The sequence below is a fragment of the Pseudomonas sp. NPDC079086 genome, from assembly GCF_044542155.1.
Lineage (GTDB): Bacteria > Pseudomonadota > Gammaproteobacteria > Pseudomonadales > Pseudomonadaceae > Aquipseudomonas.
Genome location: NZ_JBITTY010000001.1, coordinates 229435 through 245580, shown reverse-complemented (window position 1 = coordinate 245580; position 16146 = coordinate 229435). Strand labels below are relative to the sequence as shown.

The 16146-nt window shown below is 58.4% G+C and carries 13 protein-coding genes; 2 read left to right on the top strand and 11 right to left on the bottom strand.

What is annotated here, in order from left to right; all coding sequences use genetic code 11:
- Nucleotides 1-295: 295 nt before the first annotated feature.
- Entirely contained in the window at nucleotides 296-976 is a 681-nt protein-coding gene (locus ACIGEK_RS01130; protein WP_397491565.1) for a polysaccharide lyase family 7 protein, read from the bottom strand.
- A gap of 765 nt (nucleotides 977-1741) precedes the next feature.
- Between ACIGEK_RS01130 and ACIGEK_RS01125 the strand changes: the two genes are divergently transcribed.
- Both ACIGEK_RS01125 and cptA read left to right on the top strand, forming a co-directional pair.
- Nucleotides 1742-2986 carry a M23 family metallopeptidase gene (locus ACIGEK_RS01125; protein ID WP_397491564.1) on the top strand — a complete coding sequence of 415 codons (1245 nt, stop codon included), beginning with the start codon at nucleotides 1742-1744 and terminating at the stop codon, nucleotides 2984-2986.
- A gap of 197 nt (nucleotides 2987-3183) precedes the next feature.
- Nucleotides 3184-4938, top strand: a complete 1755-nt coding sequence (cptA, locus tag ACIGEK_RS01120; RefSeq protein ID WP_397491563.1) for a phosphoethanolamine transferase CptA — start codon at nucleotides 3184-3186, stop codon at nucleotides 4936-4938.
- An 84-nt stretch (nucleotides 4939-5022) separates the two neighbouring features.
- Here the strand turns inward: cptA and ACIGEK_RS01115 are convergent, their stop codons facing one another.
- The 10 genes from ACIGEK_RS01115 to ACIGEK_RS01070 form a co-directional block, all read right to left on the bottom strand.
- Entirely contained in the window at nucleotides 5023-6099 is a 1077-nt protein-coding gene (locus ACIGEK_RS01115) for a polyamine ABC transporter substrate-binding protein (RefSeq protein WP_397491562.1), read from the bottom strand.
- Nucleotides 6100-6177: 78 nt separating this feature from the next.
- A complete protein-coding gene (locus tag ACIGEK_RS01110; RefSeq protein ID WP_397491561.1) occupies nucleotides 6178-6519 on the bottom strand; it encodes a cupin domain-containing protein in 342 nt (113 codons plus the stop codon).
- A gap of 15 nt (nucleotides 6520-6534) precedes the next feature.
- Nucleotides 6535-7941: an NAD(P)/FAD-dependent oxidoreductase gene (locus ACIGEK_RS01105; protein WP_397491560.1), complete on the bottom strand. Its 1407-nt coding sequence runs from the start codon at nucleotides 7939-7941 to the stop codon at nucleotides 6535-6537.
- 48 nt (nucleotides 7942-7989) lie between these two features.
- Entirely contained in the window at nucleotides 7990-8811 is an 822-nt protein-coding gene (locus tag ACIGEK_RS01100; RefSeq protein ID WP_397493057.1) for a helix-turn-helix domain-containing protein, read from the bottom strand.
- A 68-nt stretch (nucleotides 8812-8879) separates the two neighbouring features.
- Nucleotides 8880-10361: a right-handed parallel beta-helix repeat-containing protein gene (locus ACIGEK_RS01095; protein WP_397491559.1), complete on the bottom strand. Its 1482-nt coding sequence runs from the start codon at nucleotides 10359-10361 to the stop codon at nucleotides 8880-8882.
- A gap of 15 nt (nucleotides 10362-10376) precedes the next feature.
- Nucleotides 10377-11462, bottom strand: a complete 1086-nt coding sequence (locus ACIGEK_RS01090; protein WP_397491558.1) for a polysaccharide lyase — start codon at nucleotides 11460-11462, stop codon at nucleotides 10377-10379.
- Nucleotides 11463-11479: 17 nt separating this feature from the next.
- The gene (locus ACIGEK_RS01085; protein WP_397491557.1) at nucleotides 11480-12883 is read right to left on the bottom strand and encodes an alginate biosynthesis protein AlgX; all 1404 of its coding nucleotides are present in this window, start codon (nucleotides 12881-12883) and stop codon (nucleotides 11480-11482) included.
- Nucleotides 12884-12932: 49 nt separating this feature from the next.
- Nucleotides 12933-13580 (bottom strand): alginate O-acetyltransferase AlgF, encoded by a 648-nt coding sequence (locus ACIGEK_RS01080; RefSeq protein WP_397491556.1) that lies wholly within the window; start codon nucleotides 13578-13580, stop codon nucleotides 12933-12935.
- Nucleotides 13581-13591: 11 nt separating this feature from the next.
- Complete coding sequence (locus ACIGEK_RS01075; RefSeq protein ID WP_397491555.1) at nucleotides 13592-14695, bottom strand: alginate O-acetyltransferase; 1104 nt, start codon at nucleotides 14693-14695, stop codon at nucleotides 13592-13594.
- 10 nt (nucleotides 14696-14705) lie between these two features.
- Nucleotides 14706-16139, bottom strand: coding sequence for an MBOAT family O-acyltransferase (locus ACIGEK_RS01070; RefSeq protein ID WP_397491554.1), 1434 nt, complete (start codon nucleotides 16137-16139; stop codon nucleotides 14706-14708).
- Nucleotides 16140-16146: the final 7 nt, after the last annotated feature.

Here is a 16146-nt window from a genome sequence, read left to right as displayed (position 1 = left end):
GCAGCCTGAGAGAGGACAAAGACAATCGGGAGTAGTCCACGATTAGTTTCTCCAGTTGTCACGCCGAAGCCGATCCGTCTGCGTAAGGAGGTCCTGGACGAAGGCGAGCGCACCCGCGCAGCCAAGAAGGCCAAGTACTGATACCGGTTCTAGCTAACTGAAAAGTCCCCGCCGGCGAGAGCCTGCGGGGGCTTTTTGTATCTGGCATACGGGGTTTCCGGGGCTAGAGTCGCATGAGGGCTAAGCAAATTGGTGGCTGACAGATTCAGCTGCTGCCCGCCCTTGGTGATGATATTTAGCGGTGTTCAAGCTTCAATTGCTTGAACGTTGCCGCGCCTGCTTCGGTTTCGTAGCCGCTGTTATCTAGGGTGTAAACGCCGGCTTTGAAGTACAGCGAATGGCTTTTCCAGGCTTTGTCGAGTTTGCCCTGCCAGGTCTTGATCGTGCCGCTGGGTTCAATCAGGCCTATTTTCAGGGTGCCGTCTTTGCCCAGGTTGATTTCGTAACTGAAATCTTGGTTGAGCTTGATCTTGCTCGACAGCACGATTTTCTTTGAGTCCGCATAACTGGGCTTGCCGCGAAAGGCAATGACTACGCTGCCGTAACCGGTGCTGGGGGAATACTGATAGCCCAGCATCAGTGGCGGCGATGTGCTTTGTTTGGTGTGTATCTGGGAGAAGGCGATCACTCCGGTTGACGGCACTTGGGTGATCTTGGCGGTAGCGCTGAGCACGTTAGTGGCTGCGCTGTAGGTCCAGTTGCGCAGGGTGCCGTCGGCGTAGGTTTCGCGCATTTCACTGCGCGGGTAATCCGAGTTGGCGGTGGTTGTGCCGTTGACCGGCGCCCAGAAGCTTATGGTGCCGTCTTTTGACTGAAAGTAATGGTCTTGATAGCCGCCGGCCAGTGCGGGTGTCTCGATGGTGGTCGCATGAACACCTACGGGGATGGTGAGGTTCCAAGTGGTTAGGTCGATCATGGCGCTACTCCAAGGGATAGAACGCTAGTCAATGCACCTGGTCTCTCCCATGTTGGTGTGGCTTCCATTGGTGACGCCTGTCGCGATACCTGCCCGGTGCTGAGGTGGCGAGAGTATCGAGCTGCTGATCGTTAGGTAATCACCACTCGTCATTGTTTTGTCGCCGTTTTTTGGCGATTTTTAGATGGTCTATTTGTAAAATCTATCTGCCAGCTGTTGCGTAACGTTTTTTTCGTTTCGCGCGCTGATGGGGCGGGTGTTGTACTGGGTTTTTATGTGGAAGGGCGTCTTGCAAGGATGTGAGCAAAGTCTCGAACTGATAGCGCTCAAGTCCTTTGCAAGCCAAGCATTTCCCCTGCGAAGTCCAGCAGGCATTGGCCTCGTTGGGCTTTCTTGCTTTTCTCTTCAGCGGTGGTCGTTCGCCGCGCCTACGGCTACCACCGCGTAATATGCAATTACTGCATAGCCAAATAAATCAGCCACGTCCTCTTTGTAATTTATTGTGGTGTGTTTACTAAACGTGGCGGCATGATTTATTTACAATCATTTCAATCTAGCCATTAGTCCAAACTGTTGTAATTGTGTCTGGTTTTATTTCTTGCCAGAAAAATTAGGTTGTCTACTCTTCGGTTGCCTGTGTGGTAACTAGAAATACAAGCTCTGCATCGTCGTCAGGTTTTGATCTAAGCCTGCTTGCGTAGTTATATGCATGGATGTGGAGATTTTCTGGGGCAATACTGGGTTGAGCCATTGAGGGATAAAGTGATGAATGGACGCACTTGTGTGGCTTCTAACGTTGTAGTGCTTACTTGCTTGGGCTTAGCTGCAATCAATACAAGCGTTACTGCCAGTGAAATAAATCAGCCAGAATTTAATTACTCAGCACGCGACATACAGCGCCTACTGCCAGCAAGCGGCGACGTGCTCTTTAGCAACGCGTTGTTTCTATATGGGCGAGATGCCGAGGCGTTCGACCTTGCTGGTTATCTCGCGGTGTATGCGCCTGTGCTACGTGACAAGCAGGAACTGATAGCCCACTGGAGTGGTTACTACAGTATTAGCCCCAAGGTAGTGCTGGCGCTTATGGAGCTTAAAACTGGACTGATGTCTGCGCCCAGCCAGGAGAAATTGCAGGCACCGTTTGCTGAGCTGTCCACTGCGAGTGGTTTTGCCGAACAACTGCGCGATGTTTTGCAGCAGCTATCACAGCGGTTCTATGGCTTTGAGGCCTACCAGCGTCAACAGCCGCACACTGGCATTAAGCGATCAGGCGAGGAGGTAGCGGCCCTAAATGGAGCCAGTGCAGCGCTGTTAGGGCTATTGCATGATGAGCCTTCGATACTCAAGAAAACGCCGTCGCTGCAAACTTTTACTCAAGCGTTTTCTCAGCTGTTTCATACGCCTCCTGAGCAGTTGCGCAGCGTTGAATCGAGTCGTGAAATGGCGTTAGCGGCTAATGCGTTGCCGCCGACCAATATGCTGCAACTACCCTGGTATCAAGGTTATTCCTGGCAATCAAATGGCGCGCATTCTCACACTGGCTCGGGCTCGCCGTACTCCTCCATCGATGTGTCCTACGACTGGCCGGGTTGGGGCGCCCAGACATACAGCGTGGCGGCGGCACATGGCGGTCGCGTCAGTGTATTGTCGCGTTGTCAGGTAAGGGTCACTAACGCAAATGGTTGGTCGACCAACTATTATCATATGGACAATATTCGGGTGAGTAATGGGGAAACTGTTACGGTCAATACCAAGTTAGGGGTGTATGCGGGTAACCGAAATACCGCGCTTTGCGAGGGCGGAAGTTCAACAGGGCCGCATCTGCATTTTTCGCTTTTATACAATGGCAGGTATGTCTCATTGCAGGGCGTTAACTTGGGAGTGTTGCGTGTTTCTGTAGGCTCCTACAATTACGACAATCAATGCAGTCGCTTCAATTTCTACAATCTAAATACGGGAAATTATCAGTGCGCATGGAGTGGGCTGTATAACGCTGGGCCGTTGAACTAGCCATATTGACGATATGTCTTTATGGCTATTGCCAAGAGTTAGTGGCGTAGCGCGGTTGAAAAGCCCCTGCAGGTGAGTGCCGTGGGGGCTTTTTCTTGGGTGGGCAAAAAGTTGCTCACTCCGGCAGGGTGTTTGACGGAATTTTCACAGGCTGGCTGGCATAAGGGTGACGGATATTTAGGTGTCATGAGGTCGCCATGTCAGCAGCATTGCAAGTGTCGCCACGTCAGCGCGTGGATTGGGCCGGTTTAGGTTGGGCCTTTTTGTTCTTTTGGTATTTCTCTGGCGTTACCCAGTTACTGATCCAGTTGACCGGTACAGCCGGCTTTTCCGGTTTCCGTCAGGCCTTGCTGGCCAGCGCGCTGTGGCTGGTGCCGTTGTTACTGTGGCCGGCCCGCGCCCGCCAGTTGGCTGCGGGTATTGGCGCGCTGCTGTGGCTTTGCTCGCTAGGCAGCTTTGGCTATTTCCTGGTGTACGGTCAGGAGTTCTCGCAGAGCGTGATTTTCATCATGTTCGAGTCGAACCTGAATGAGAGTCGCGAATACCTGATCCAGTACTTCTCCTGGTGGATGCTCCTGGCATTTGCCGCCTACGGCCTGGGTGGCTGGTTGCTGTGGCGCAAGGTGCGTCCGGTATACCTGTCGCGCCCTGGCGCGTTATTCGCCGCAGTCTTGGCCGTGTTTGTATCTGTGGGTTATCCGGCGCTGCGCCAGTTCAGCAAGCATGATACTTGGCAGGCAGGGTTTGATAACTTTGCCCAGCGCATCGAAACAGCGACGCCTTGGCAGCTGGCTGTGGGTTACAAGAACTACCGCGAGCAGTTGGCCAATATGCAGGTGCTGTTGGCTGAGAACGCCAGCATTCCACCCTTGGCGAATTTGCAGGATGCGCATGCCGGGCAGCCGGCCACGTTGGTTTTGGTGATCGGTGAGTCTACCAATCGCCAACGCATGAGCCTGTATGGCTACCCGCGTGAGACCACCCCGGAGCTTGATGCACTGCGTGATCAGTTGCAGGTGTTTGATAACGTTGTAACGCCGCGTCCTTACACCATCGAAGCGTTGCAGCAGGTGCTGACCTTTGCCGATCAGGAGCACCCGGATCGCTACCTGACCACGCCATCGGTGATCAACCTGATGAAGCAGGCGGGCTACAAGACCTACTGGATCACCAACCAGCAGACCATGACCAAGCGCAACACTATGCTCACCACGTTCTCTGAGCAGGCTGATGAGCAGTTCTACCTGAACAACAACCGTGAACAGAACGCCCGCCAGTATGACGGTGACGTGCTGGCGCCTTTTGCCAAGGTGCTGGCCGATGCGGCGCCGCGCAAATTTATCGTGGTGCACCTGCTGGGTACGCACATGAGCTACCAGTACCGCTATCCGCCTGAGTTTGAGCGCTTTACTGATCGCGCCGGTGTGCCGGCAAATGTAACGGGCGATCAGTTACCCACTTACAACAGCTATGACAATGCGGTGCTGTACAACGACCATGTGGTGGCCAGCCTGATCAAGGATTTAGCGGGGCACGAGCCAAATGGCATGTTGTTGTACTTGGCGGACCACGGTGAAGCGGTATTCGATGCATCCAAGCCTAATGTGTTGGGGCGTAATGAGGCCGCGCCTACCAGTCCGATGTATACCGTGCCGTTTATTGTCTGGAATTCGCCGCAGTGGCAGGCGCAGCAGCCCCGGGATTTCACGACCACGCTGTCGCGGCCTTACAGTTCGGCGCACTTTATCCACACCTGGGCTGATCTTGCCGGGCTGCGCTTTGATGAATATGACGCGCATAAAAGTCTGGTCAGCAGTGACTTTCAACCAATGCCGCTACTGATTGGCAATCCCGCGCAACCAAAGAGCTTGATTGATTTCAGCCTGATCAAGCCCAAGACCAGTGCGGGGAGTTTGGCTCAGCGCGAGAGCACTCAGGCCGCCGAGCTTTAATTACCGCCCACGGCCAACAAAAAGCCCCCGTCAGCCAATGTTGACGGGGGCTTTGTTTTGGCCGTGATGCAGCCTCTAGGAGGCTTAGATCCCGCTTTTGACCTTGCTCCAGATGCGTGTGCGCACGCGGTCGATCTTCAATGGCATGGCCTCCAGGGCGTAGAGGTTATCCATCGCGTCCTGCGGCGGGTAAACCGTGGCATCGGCTTTCAGTTTGGGGTCAACCAGGTTGTCGGCGGCACTGTTGCCGTTGGCGTATTGCACGTGGTTGGTGATCTGCGCGATTACCTCGGGTTGCAGCAGGTAATTCATAAAGGCGTAGGCCGCTTGTTCGTTGTTGCTGTCGACCGGCATGGTGACCATGTCGAACCAGATTGGCGTGCCTTCCTTGGGAATGACGTAGTTGATGCTGATGCCATTGTTTGCCTCTGCGGCGCGGTTGCCGGCCTGCATGATGTCGCCGGAAAACCCCACGGCCATACAGATATCGCCATTGGCCAGGTCGCCGACGTACTTGGACGAGTGGAAGTAGCGCACGTTCTTACGCATCTCCATCAGCAGGGCTTCGGCTTTTGCATAGTCCTTTGGGTTCTTGCTGTGGTGCGGCAGGCCGAGGTAATGCAGGGCGATTGGGAGCATCTCGGGGCCATTGTCGAGAATCGCCACGCCGCATTGGCTGAGCTTGGCCAGGTACTCAGGCTTGAAAATCAGGTCCCAGGAGTCGAGCGGTACATTCGTGCCGAGCACTTCGCGCACCTTGGCGACGTTATAGCCGATGCCGGTGCTGCCCCACAGGTAAGGGAAGCCGTACTGGTTGCCTGGGTCGTTGGTTTCCAGCGCCTTCATCAGCATCGGGTTGAGGTTGTTCCAGCCTGGTAGTCGGCTCTTGTCGAGCTTCTTCAGCGCGCCGCCCTGGATTTGCCGAGCCATGTAATGGTTGGACGGAAACACCACGTCATAGCCGGAGCGCCCAGCCATCAGCTTGGCATCGAGGGTTTCGTTACTGTCGTAGACGTCGTAGTGGCTGGTAATCCCGCTGTTTTGTTCGAATTGCTTGAGGGTGTCAGGCGCGATGTAGTCGGTCCAGTTGTAGATACGCACGGTTTCTGCGGCCTGGCTGACGCTGCTTAACAGCAGCAGAGGAAGTAACTTCTTCAGCATGGGAATACCTCATCGTTTTTATCGGTGTTGTCGAAGTGGCAGTAGCAAGTGAAAGGTGTTGGCCTGCGCTGGGCCGGGTTATTTCAGGAGGACGAAGCTCTTGCGCACAGTTTCCGTGATGTCCCACACGCCGAAGGTGTTGGCGGGCAGTAACAGGGCGTCGCCCGCCTGGATCTGCATGGGCTCGCCGCCATCTGGGGTGAAGGTGCAGCGCCCAGCAATAAAGTGGCAGAACTCCTGTTGGGCGATTTGCCGCCGCCAGCGCCCCGGCGTGCACTCCCAGATACCGGCGGCAACGCCATCTGCGTGTTCGATGTCGTGGCTGCTGGTGATAGCGATAGGTTCGCCGAGCGGCACGGCGACCGGGTTGCTGTCTGGCAACGCTAGCTGCGCGGTGTTCTTGAAGTGTTCGATGCTCATGAAACTCTCCGGGGGTTAACGCATGAATTTTTCCATCGTGCCGGCCAGGTTGCTGGCCAGTTGGCGCCGCCAGGGCGGGCTGTGGGGATTGGCGAGTACGCGGTCTTCATGCACAAAGCTCTGGATGATCGCGTTGTAGCCGAGCCAGCGCAGCGGCTCTGGCTCCCAGCGCGGCAGCTGGTTGAGGGGCTGATCACCGAGCACCCAGGGCTGACAGGTCAGCTCGCTTTGCTGATCGAGAATCAGGTCAGCCAGGGTGCGCCCGCCGAGGTTGCTGGCGCCTACCCCTTCGCCGCCGTAACCGCCGGATAGGGCGATACCATTGCGCCGGTCCACCAGCATGTGCGGGCGAAAGCGCCGGGCCATACCCAGGTTGCCGCCCCAGGCATGGGTGATACGCACCTGCTTGAGTTGCGGGAACAGTTCGCTGAACAGGTAGCGGCGCAGGTCGCGCTCATCCTCACTGAGGTTGAAGTCGGTGCGTAAGCGGCCGCCAAAGCGGTAGCCGCCACGGGCGCCGAACACCAGGCGGTTGTCGGCGGTGCGCTGGCCGTAAGTAACCTGCCGGCTGTTTTCGCTGAAGGCCTGGCCACGCTCCAGACCGATATCGGCCCAGACTTCTTTGGGCAGCGGTTCGGTGGCCACCAGCAGGCTCTGTACCGGTAGCTGATGGTTACCCAGCGGCGGCAGGCTGGCGGCATAGCCTTCCACAGCCGGGACTATCCAGTCAGCGCGCACGCTGCCACTGGTGGTGCGCACCAGGCCGGTTTGCCAGTCGATCACCCGACTCTGTTCGTATAGCTCGACGCCCATGGCCGCCACGCATCGCGCCAGACCACGCACCAGCTTGGCTGGTTGAATGGTCGCGCAATGCGGCGTGTAGATCGCGCCGAAGGCGTTGGCCAGCTGCAACTGTTTGCCGAGGTCAAAGGGCGTCAGCCAGCGGTAGTCGTTTTCATCCAGACCCAGGTCGCGTAGCTCGGCCAGGTGCTGGCGCAGGCTGGTCAGCTGTTCCGGGTAGCGCGCGGCGCAATAAAGCACGCCAGCTTTGCGGTAATCGCAGGCGATCTGTTCGCGCTGCAGCACGCTGGCGACTTCATCGGGAATGCCGTGCAGTAACGCATAGGCACTCTGGCGCGCGGCGTTGGGCTGGTCGGCGAGCAGGTGGTCCTGGCCGAGCAGGTTGCCCATCAGCCAGCCGCCGTTGCGCCCGGATGCGCCGAAACCGGCAATCTCGCCTTCGAGGATGACGATGCGCAGCTGTGGCGCCTGGCGTTTAAGGTAATAGGCGGTCCACAGGCCGGTGTAGCCCGCGCCGATAATGGCCACGTCGGCGTGCAGGTCTTCGGTCAGCGCGGGGCGGGCGGTCAGCGGTTCGTCCAGCTGATCCATCCACAGGCTGAGGGAGCGCCATGGGCTCATCGTGATCTCCGGCAAGTAAGTAGCGTTGCGCAGAGAGTAGGAGAGCTATCAGGGCGTGTCTTGTGTGCGTGCCCGCAAGGAAATTTGTTTGAGGTAGGCCTTGGGCGACATGCCGGTGTGCCGGCGAAAGCAGCTGTAGAACGCCGACAGTGAGTTGAAGCCGGCGGCGAAGGCCTGCTCATCGATACGCTGCAGATCGTTGCCGGCTTCCAGACCCGTCAGCAGGTGCTGCAGGCGCTTGTGGTTGATATAGCGGTAGAAGCTCTGGCCGAGCACCTGATTGAGCAGGTGGGAGATTTGGTTGCGGCTGTAGCCGGTGGCTGCAGCCACCTGCGGCAGACTGAGCTGCGGGTCGAGGTAGGCCTGGGCGCGCTGCATGTAGTCTTCCAGATCCTGGGCGAGCAGGCCTAGCTGGCGGGCACTGAGGCCGAGGCGGCTAAGGGCTGGGCGGGAATCACTGGCGGTGGATAGCTCGCGCTCCTCGCGCATCAGCGTGGCGTATTCATGGATGCGCCAGATCAGGCCGTCACGCACGGTAATCGCCTCGCCGGTGCGAAACGCCAGCAGGCCGCCACTGCCGTGCAGGCTGATGCGGTACTGGATAAATGCGGTGTGGCCGTCGATACGGATGCGGTCGGTGTGCTCCAGCGCTTCACCAGGCTGGCGCGGCAGGTTGTTACGCACATACTCGCGCAGCTCGGCAAGGCCCATGCAGCGCTGCTGGAAGAAGTCGTGGTACTGGATATCCGGGTGATACAACGCCATCACCGCGTCGAGGTCGCGGTCTTTCCAGCTGAAGTGATAACGCATCACCGTAGCGCGGGTGCGTTCGGTCTGCTGGGCGTCATCGGGGAAGTCGGAGTTGTCCATGCCGCCCAGCTTGCCCGAGGGCAGGGCGCAGCTCAATCCTGCGGTCGCTGCGCCTTTACCTCAGGAACTTAGTTGTTGCAGATGGGCGCACCTGAGGTGTCGGCTGCTCCGGCCAGGCTCTGGGAAATCTGCAGGTGGCAGTTACGCCGCACCGTGCTGTCGAGCACCTGGCTTTGCAGGGGTAGCAGATCACCGGTCAGCAGGTTTTGCAGCAGCGGGTTGGCGCGGTAGTGATTGTCCCCGAGCACCGTATTCTGCATACCTTCCACGCGAATCATGGCTTTGCCGATGCCTTCCAGCGTATTGCCGGTTATCACCAGTTGCCCGGCAGTCAGCTTGGCGTTACGCAGACTGATGGCGTATTCCGGCGTCGATAGGATGCGGTTACCGAGGATGAATGCGCCATTCAGCTCACCGGCATCAATGGCACTCAGCCGGCTATTGGCGATCAGGTTGTCCTCGATCAGCAAGGCTGCGCTGCCGTTGAGGCGGCGCAGCATCAGGCCATAGCCATTCGAGGCGCCCAGGCGGTTGCCCTTGATCAGCAGGGCGCCGGCCTGATCACTGACTTCGATAGCGCTCTTGCCGGTGTGCAGGATCAGGTTGTTCTGAACGCGTCCGCTGCTGCTGCCACTGACGCGGATGCCGCTGTTGTGTTGCACGCCGTCGATACGGTTGTCGGCGATCAGGAAACGGCTGTTGCCAAGATCAATGGCGTATTGCTGCTGTTTGTTGAACTGGTTATTGCGGATCAGCACGTTGCTGTGGCGCAGCTCCAGTGGGGTCGACATGCCTTCGAAGTGGCTATTGCTCACCTGGATGCGGGCTACCGGGCTGGTTGGCGATTGCTGAGTGCTCAGACCACTGCTGATGCCCCGCGAGAAGTTGGCGTTATAGCCGATTTTTACCAGCTGCGAATTATCGACCTGCAGGCGGCTGCCGGCCCAGTTCATGATAAAGGGGCGGGTTGGCCGGTCGGTGGCTGGGGCGCGGCCGTCGCTCCAGCTCTCCAGGCGCGATCCTTGTACACGCAGCAGGCCCTGGTTGATCAGCGCGGTGCCGGAAGGGCCGAAGAGGTACAGCACCTGATTGTCGATCAGTAGGGCAGCATCTTCGGCAATCATCAGTGGGTAGCTGAGCAGGTAACCGTCTTCATGCCGACGCAGGACTTGCGGGTTGTTCAGCTGGGCCTGCAGTTGCGCCAGGGTCACGGCGCCACCACGAATCACCACGGCACGTGGGTGTTGCGCCTGGTAGCCGGCAATCGCGCGGAACAAACCGTTGTGCACAAAGGGCTCGAAGGGCCAGCTGCCAGCCTGGGCGGAGTACATCGGCTCCAGGCTGGCGCTGCCGCGTGCGGTTGGCGCACGCAGGTCGAAGGTCGGCGGCTGGCTTTCATTCAGGGTGCGCTGGCGAACCTCTTGCTGTTGCTGTTGCTGCCATTGCGGGTCCAGCGTGTGCAGTGCGGCCGGGGCGGAGTGGGCCGCCAGGCTGCAGCCGAAGCTGGTCGCCAACAGCAGGAAACGGCAGAAGGACAGTGCCTGTGACATGGGTTCCATCCTGGGTCAGTTGAGCTGGGGGTAAAGCGGCTTGAGGTCGCCGCCTACCTGGCTGTAGTGGTTTATGTCTTCGCCGTACTCCTGGTACAAGCGCCGGGCCCATTGGTGTTGCGGGTAGCGGCTGAGGAAGGGCAGTAGCCAGACCATTTTGTGTTCACCGACATCCTCCTGGCGTGCTGACAGTTCCACCAGGGTGTCTGGCTCAAGTACGGTGCGGGCGGCAAAGTTGGCAAGGCGGGCGAGTTTCTCGCGCTCCTGCACCGTCAGCGCGCGGTTGTTCAGTTCGGCGGCTTCCACCAACAGCATCAGGGGTACCAGGGCGTAGTGGCTGTAGTCGGCCGCCAAGCGGCCTCGTGCGACTTCCAGTGGCAGGTAGTCGTAATCGCCCTGGCCTGGGGTGAGCTGGGTAAAGGCGCGGCGCAAGGCGATATCGGCCCATGCCAGTGCCTTGTCATCATTGAGCAACATGCCCGTGGCAGCGACGGCCCATGCTGCCCAGTAGTCATGGTTGTTGAAGTAGATGCCAGGGTCATAGCGACGCGGCTCGTATTCCTCGACCACTTTGCGTGACAACTGGCCAAGCCAGCGGGTTTGGGCCTCGCTCAACTGGTAGCGCTGATCACTCAGGGCCTGCACCTTGAGCAACGTCGAGGCGATAGCGGCCAGGGCCCATTTGCGCGAAGCGACGCCGGTCTTGCTGGCATCATCGCTGAGCAGTGCGGATTGGTTGGCCCAGGCATCCAGCCACTGATCAAGGCAGGCCAGTGCGGTATTGGCCTCGCTGGCCTTGCGGGTACGTTGGAACACCTGACCGGCTTTGATCAGCCCGCCGATGTACTGCTGCACCTGCTTGCGGATGCGTTGGGTGTCCTTGCTCTGGCGCTGTACCAGCTTGGTTTTGCTCGCGTCATTCTGGTCGTACTTGCTGTCGAGTTGCAGGTGTCCGGTATAGGCCGCAGGTGGTTTTTTCGGGCAGTGCTCGCTGCGGTAGTCCGTAACCAGTCGCGCTGCTGCGGTCGATTGGTTGGCCCAGATCGATTGTGCTGCACTGGCACTCAGTGGGCTGGCGAGTAGCATCAGGGCTGCCGCCATGTGCCTGGTTGACCTGCTCAAAGACATAGCTTGGTCTCAACCTGGAACGGCTTCTCGACAACCTGGGTCGGCTCGAGGAACACCGAGAGCAGGTTGGCATCGCGAAATTCAGCTGCGCGACTGAGCTCCAGGTAGTACTGGCCACCCGTGACGATAGCTTCGCGGCGAAACCATACCTTGTCGCGTGCGCCATTGTCGTAATAGGCAATGATGTAGAAGTTCTTGATGTTTGGGTCGCTGATGCGGATGTCGAGCACCGCGTCCAGGCCTTTCAGGGCCTTGCGTCCTTCGCCGGCATTGCTGAGCAACTCCAGGCGATCATTGAGCCCCATGCTTGGCCGCTCAATGCGACCCTCAAGCACGTTCTCGCTGGCTTTGCAGCCGCCATTCACGGCCGGGATCAGTTGGCGGTAGGTCAGTTCGCCATCCAGACGGTAGTTGGCGGGCAGTTCCCAGACAATCAGCTTGGGCGCCTTGTCCGGGCTGTAGTTGGCCGAAAGCAGGTATTCCAACAGCGAGCCGTCCTGGCCTGCACCAGGCAGGGCGTAGTTGATCAGGTCGCTGCCCAGGTAGTCCTTGAGAAAGCCATCGAAGTTGAACTGCTTGGTTTCATCTTCACGGGCGGCGGAGTTACTGGTGCCGACCAGGACGATTTCCGGGTCTGGCTGCTCTTCGAACAACTGGGCCGCATCGTTGCTCTCCGGGACGGTCTGGTAGCCAGGCACAAACTGGTAGCCGAAGTGGTTACCGCAAATGGTCGATAAGCCCAGGTTGAGGGTGCCGTCTTTGTAAAGGGTCAGGCTCTGTTCGGTTTTATAGCCCTTGCGCGGTAGCTGGGCATAGACCGGGTGCTGGCGAATGGCATCGGCAGTGACTTTTGCGGTGGTCTGCGCTCCGATAGGCGTCCAGTGGTGGTCACGGCGGAAGAAGAAGTCCTTCGGTGGTTGTTCCACCAAACTCATGATGTCCGGGACGATGGCTCCGGCATCGCGCATCTGCTGCAGGAACCGACTCAGGTTGGCGCTGGCCAGTGGGTAGTCGAACCCGTGTGTTTGCCCTGGCAGCAACTGGGCGCGGTGCATCAGGCCGCGGGTCGGTTGTATTGCCATGGTGACTTGTGTGCCGTGGCTGGCAAAGGCGCGCATCAAACGGGCGAACTCTGGCTGCATCGCTGCTGGGATGCCGAAGTCGTTAGTTAGGTCGACTTCCGAGCGAAACAGCCAGCGGTCACGCCCCGGAACGATTTCCTTGAGCAGCTTCATATTGCCTTCGGCGTACTCGGCGGGCGAGCTGAGGCCGGGGCAAATCAGACACTGCAGGTCCATGCATTCTTCTTTTTTCTCTACCGGCGCGGCAGCCGTAGCGACTTGCGCACAGGCTATAAGCAGGCCGCCGAAGGCCAGCAAGACGTATTGTTTCATGTTCGTCGGGTTCATCGTCCGCTCACTTGTATGACCGCCAGGCCAGGGTTCATTCGGTGGGGTCGATGCTGTTAGCCAGGGTGATCGCACGGTAGCCACTGCCTGCTGGCAGCAGGGCATAGCTGTAAGAGCGGCCCTTTTTCAGGAACAACTCATCGAAGCTGACCAGCTTGTCTGCCTCTGCATAAGCGGCGAAGGCGATCTTCAATTCGTTGACCATACGGCTGCCGGTCTGGTCGCGCGTGATCATTTCCACCACCACGTGTTGACCGTCGACTGTCTTTAAGGCGGCTGGCTTGTCAGTAAGGTTATAGAAAGCGATCTGGGCCTTGCGCGGCTCATTGACGAACTGGTCGGCGATCAGCAGCAGCTCTCCGTCACTGTAGATCACTGTGCTGGCCGTGTTGGCTTTCAGTTCGCTTTCCAGTGCCTTGTCGCCCACGGCAATCTGGTGCTTGCCTGGTGCGACAAAACGATAGCCACCAAATTGGCCGCTGGTGACGGCCTGGGGTTTGTTCTTGCCGCTAAGGGTGACTTCGATATTGCGCTCGCTCAGGTTCAGCACGCGGACAAAAGCCGAGTTCGCTGGAGCTACCGCGTCGTAAAGGTCGGCATTACCGTCCTGAGCCGCCTGGCTGATGCTCCAGCTGAATGTCAGTAGCAGTACGCTTAACGCGCGACGTATGGAAACCGGCATGAAAACACCTCTTAGTGCTGTGCAGTGGTTGGAGTGGCCAAGGCCGAAGGAACTTGGCGCTGGGCGAGTAGGGTGCGCAGGGGGAATTCCCAGATGATCGTTTGCAGGTCGCTGCTTGCGGCCGCCGGGCTGGCCAGGAATTCGTCCATGGACTGGAATGGCCCGCGTGCTTCCAGCGCAACGCTGATCAGGTCACGTTGCAGCGCCTGTTTGAGAAAACCGATGAAGTTCCAGTCGTCGATGCGGGTATAGCTGGTGCCCACCAGCGCCAGGGACAGGCTTTCGTCGCCGAACAGGCTGTCTGCCGCCAGGGGTTGGTTCTGCTTCAGCGTCTCGTAGAGATTGATATGCACCGGCTTGAAGTAGCTTGGGTCGAGCCGCGGATCGAATTTCAGGTAGTTGAGCAGATCACCTTCCACGGCTTTTTCGCTGACCGCGCGGGTGACATAAGCTGTGTCCGCACGTAGCTCAGGGAACTGCAGTGCCAGGGTTTGCGCGGCAAGCTCAGCGCCCTTCGGGCTCCAGTGGGTGTCGTTGCGCAAGAACAGCGGCTCATCTGCCGCGGCCGACATATAGGCGCTGCGCAGGTTCACCGTGTCGATGCCGCGTTCGCGCAGCGCTTCGCTAAAGCGCTCATACAGGCCGGTGATCTGCGAAGTGGGTGCGTAGGCAGCATGCTGGGCGTAGGTGTCCAGCTTCATCGGGATGGGCAGCAGAATCAGGCGTTTGCCTTGCTGCGCCAGCTGCTCTTGGACTTTGCTGATCTGCGCCAGCTGCTTATCCAGGTTGCGTTGCAGATTATTGGGTACCAGATATTCCTGATTGGTAAACAGCCAGCCATCACGCCCCAGTACGACGCCGCTGGCTCCTTCACGGAAAATCGTGTGCTGGATATTGGCCCACAGCTTGACGGACGGGTCGCGCAGAAACAGATTTTTGTCATAGAACTGCTCGAACTGGCGCACCAGCTTGCCGTCGAGAAACAGTGACATGGCTTGGGTCTGGGTACCGGCGAAGCCGAAAACCGCAGGCAATGAATACAGGAACATGCCGAGTAGCATTACGCAAAAGAGGATGCCATTGACCTTGCTGGCCGAGTTCATAACGGGAAACATGGGTGCATCCTCAGAACTGGAAGTACAGAAAGGGTGAGAAGGAGTTGGCTGCCAGACGGCTGAGGGTCAGGATGAAGCCAGCCCACAGCAGCAGTGCGTTGACCCCGCCGACATGCTGCATGAAGTACTGATCCTTGTTGGCTCCGGCGTAGTAGCGGATGTTGATGCCGCCGGCGATAACGATCCACAGCAAGGCAATCAGGGTGAACGACAGGGTCATGGCTGAGGTGCCGAACCAGTACATGTCCAGCGAACCAAAACCGTTCAGGCCGATCATGGCCTGATAGATCTCCAGGCTGTGCGGCAGGTTGCCGGTGAAGAACAGCGGCATGCTCGATAGCAGTAGCGTGCAGGCCCGCACATTGCGCCAGAAGTTGTAGGGCGTGCTGACCTTGGTGGCGATGCCTAGCTTTCGCTCGACCACCATGGCGATACCGAAGAACAAGCCCCAGAAGATGAAGGCGAAGCTCGGCCCGTGCCAGAGTCCGGACAGCAGCATGGTGATCACCAGCCCGGTGAGCATGCCGACCAGGCGTTTGCGCACCAATGGCATATACACGTAGTCGCGCAGGAATTCGGCCAGGGTCATGTGCCAACGTTGCCAGAACTCGGTAATGCTCTGCGCGATATAGGGCTGGTTGAAGTTCTCCGCGAAGCGAAAACCCATCATCATGCCCAGGCCGATGGCCATATCGCTGTAGCCGGAGAAGTCGAAATACAGCTGCAGGGCGGAGATAAGCAGGCCGAACCAGGCGTCGGCCATCTGCAACTCGCCGCCCCCGCCGATAAACAGGGTGTTCATCGGCGCCAGGGAGTCGGCGATCAGCACTTTCTTGATAAAACCGAGCATGAAGCGGCAGGCGCCGAGGGAAAACAGCTCCATGGAGTGGGTGCGATGCTTGAGCTGCTTGTCGATCAGGCTGTAACGCAGAATCGGCCCGGCGATCAGTTGCGGAAAGATCGCAATGTAGGCGGCGAAATCGACAAAGCGCTCGGTGGGTTCTGCGTTGCGCCGATAGATGTCGACGATATAGCTCAGCGCCTGGAATACGTAGAAGGAGATCCCCAGCGGCAGGATGATGTGCTCAAGGGTGAAAGTATTGATGCCCAGCGGTTCCAGTACCGCCACAAGCACGTCAGCACCGAAGTTGGCGTACTTGAAGTAGCCCAGGGTGGCCAGGTTGCCGATGACCCCAACGGTTAGCAGGCGAAAGGCAATTTTCTTCTCGCTAGCATCCATCCGCGCCTTGATGCGCAGGCCGAACCAGTAGTTCCAGTACGAGATGGCGACGAACAGCAGGAGAAAGTCCGGGCGCCACCAGGCGTAGAACAGGTAGCTGCCAAGCACGATCACGTACGAGCGCCAGTGATCCTTGGCTACGTAATAGCAGAGCAGGAACACCGGCAGAAACAGGAACAGGAATACGTTGGAGGCGAAGATCATGCTGGCG

Excerpts from the sequence above, each read along its gene's own strand:
- ACIGEK_RS01130 (WP_397491565.1), bottom strand. The coding sequence starts at position 976 with ATGATCGACCTAACCACTTGGAACCTCACCATCCCCGTAGGTGTTCAT.
- ACIGEK_RS01125 (WP_397491564.1), top strand. The coding sequence starts at position 1,742 with ATGAATGGACGCACTTGTGTGGCTTCTAACGTTGTAGTGCTTACTTGC.
- cptA (WP_397491563.1), top strand. The coding sequence starts at position 3,184 with ATGTCAGCAGCATTGCAAGTGTCGCCACGTCAGCGCGTGGATTGGGCC.
- ACIGEK_RS01115 (WP_397491562.1), bottom strand. The coding sequence starts at position 6,099 with ATGCTGAAGAAGTTACTTCCTCTGCTGCTGTTAAGCAGCGTCAGCCAG.
- ACIGEK_RS01110 (WP_397491561.1), bottom strand. The coding sequence starts at position 6,519 with ATGAGCATCGAACACTTCAAGAACACCGCGCAGCTAGCGTTGCCAGAC.
- ACIGEK_RS01105 (WP_397491560.1), bottom strand. The coding sequence starts at position 7,941 with ATGAGCCCATGGCGCTCCCTCAGCCTGTGGATGGATCAGCTGGACGAA.
- ACIGEK_RS01100 (WP_397493057.1), bottom strand. The coding sequence starts at position 8,811 with ATGGACAACTCCGACTTCCCCGATGACGCCCAGCAGACCGAACGCACC.
- ACIGEK_RS01095 (WP_397491559.1), bottom strand. The coding sequence starts at position 10,361 with ATGTCACAGGCACTGTCCTTCTGCCGTTTCCTGCTGTTGGCGACCAGC.
- ACIGEK_RS01090 (WP_397491558.1), bottom strand. The coding sequence starts at position 11,462 with ATGGCGGCAGCCCTGATGCTACTCGCCAGCCCACTGAGTGCCAGTGCA.
- ACIGEK_RS01085 (WP_397491557.1), bottom strand. The coding sequence starts at position 12,883 with ATGAAACAATACGTCTTGCTGGCCTTCGGCGGCCTGCTTATAGCCTGT.
- ACIGEK_RS01080 (WP_397491556.1), bottom strand. The coding sequence starts at position 13,580 with ATGCCGGTTTCCATACGTCGCGCGTTAAGCGTACTGCTACTGACATTC.
- ACIGEK_RS01075 (WP_397491555.1), bottom strand. The coding sequence starts at position 14,695 with ATGTTTCCCGTTATGAACTCGGCCAGCAAGGTCAATGGCATCCTCTTT.
- ACIGEK_RS01070 (WP_397491554.1), bottom strand. The coding sequence starts at position 16,139 with ATGATCTTCGCCTCCAACGTATTCCTGTTCCTGTTTCTGCCGGTGTTC.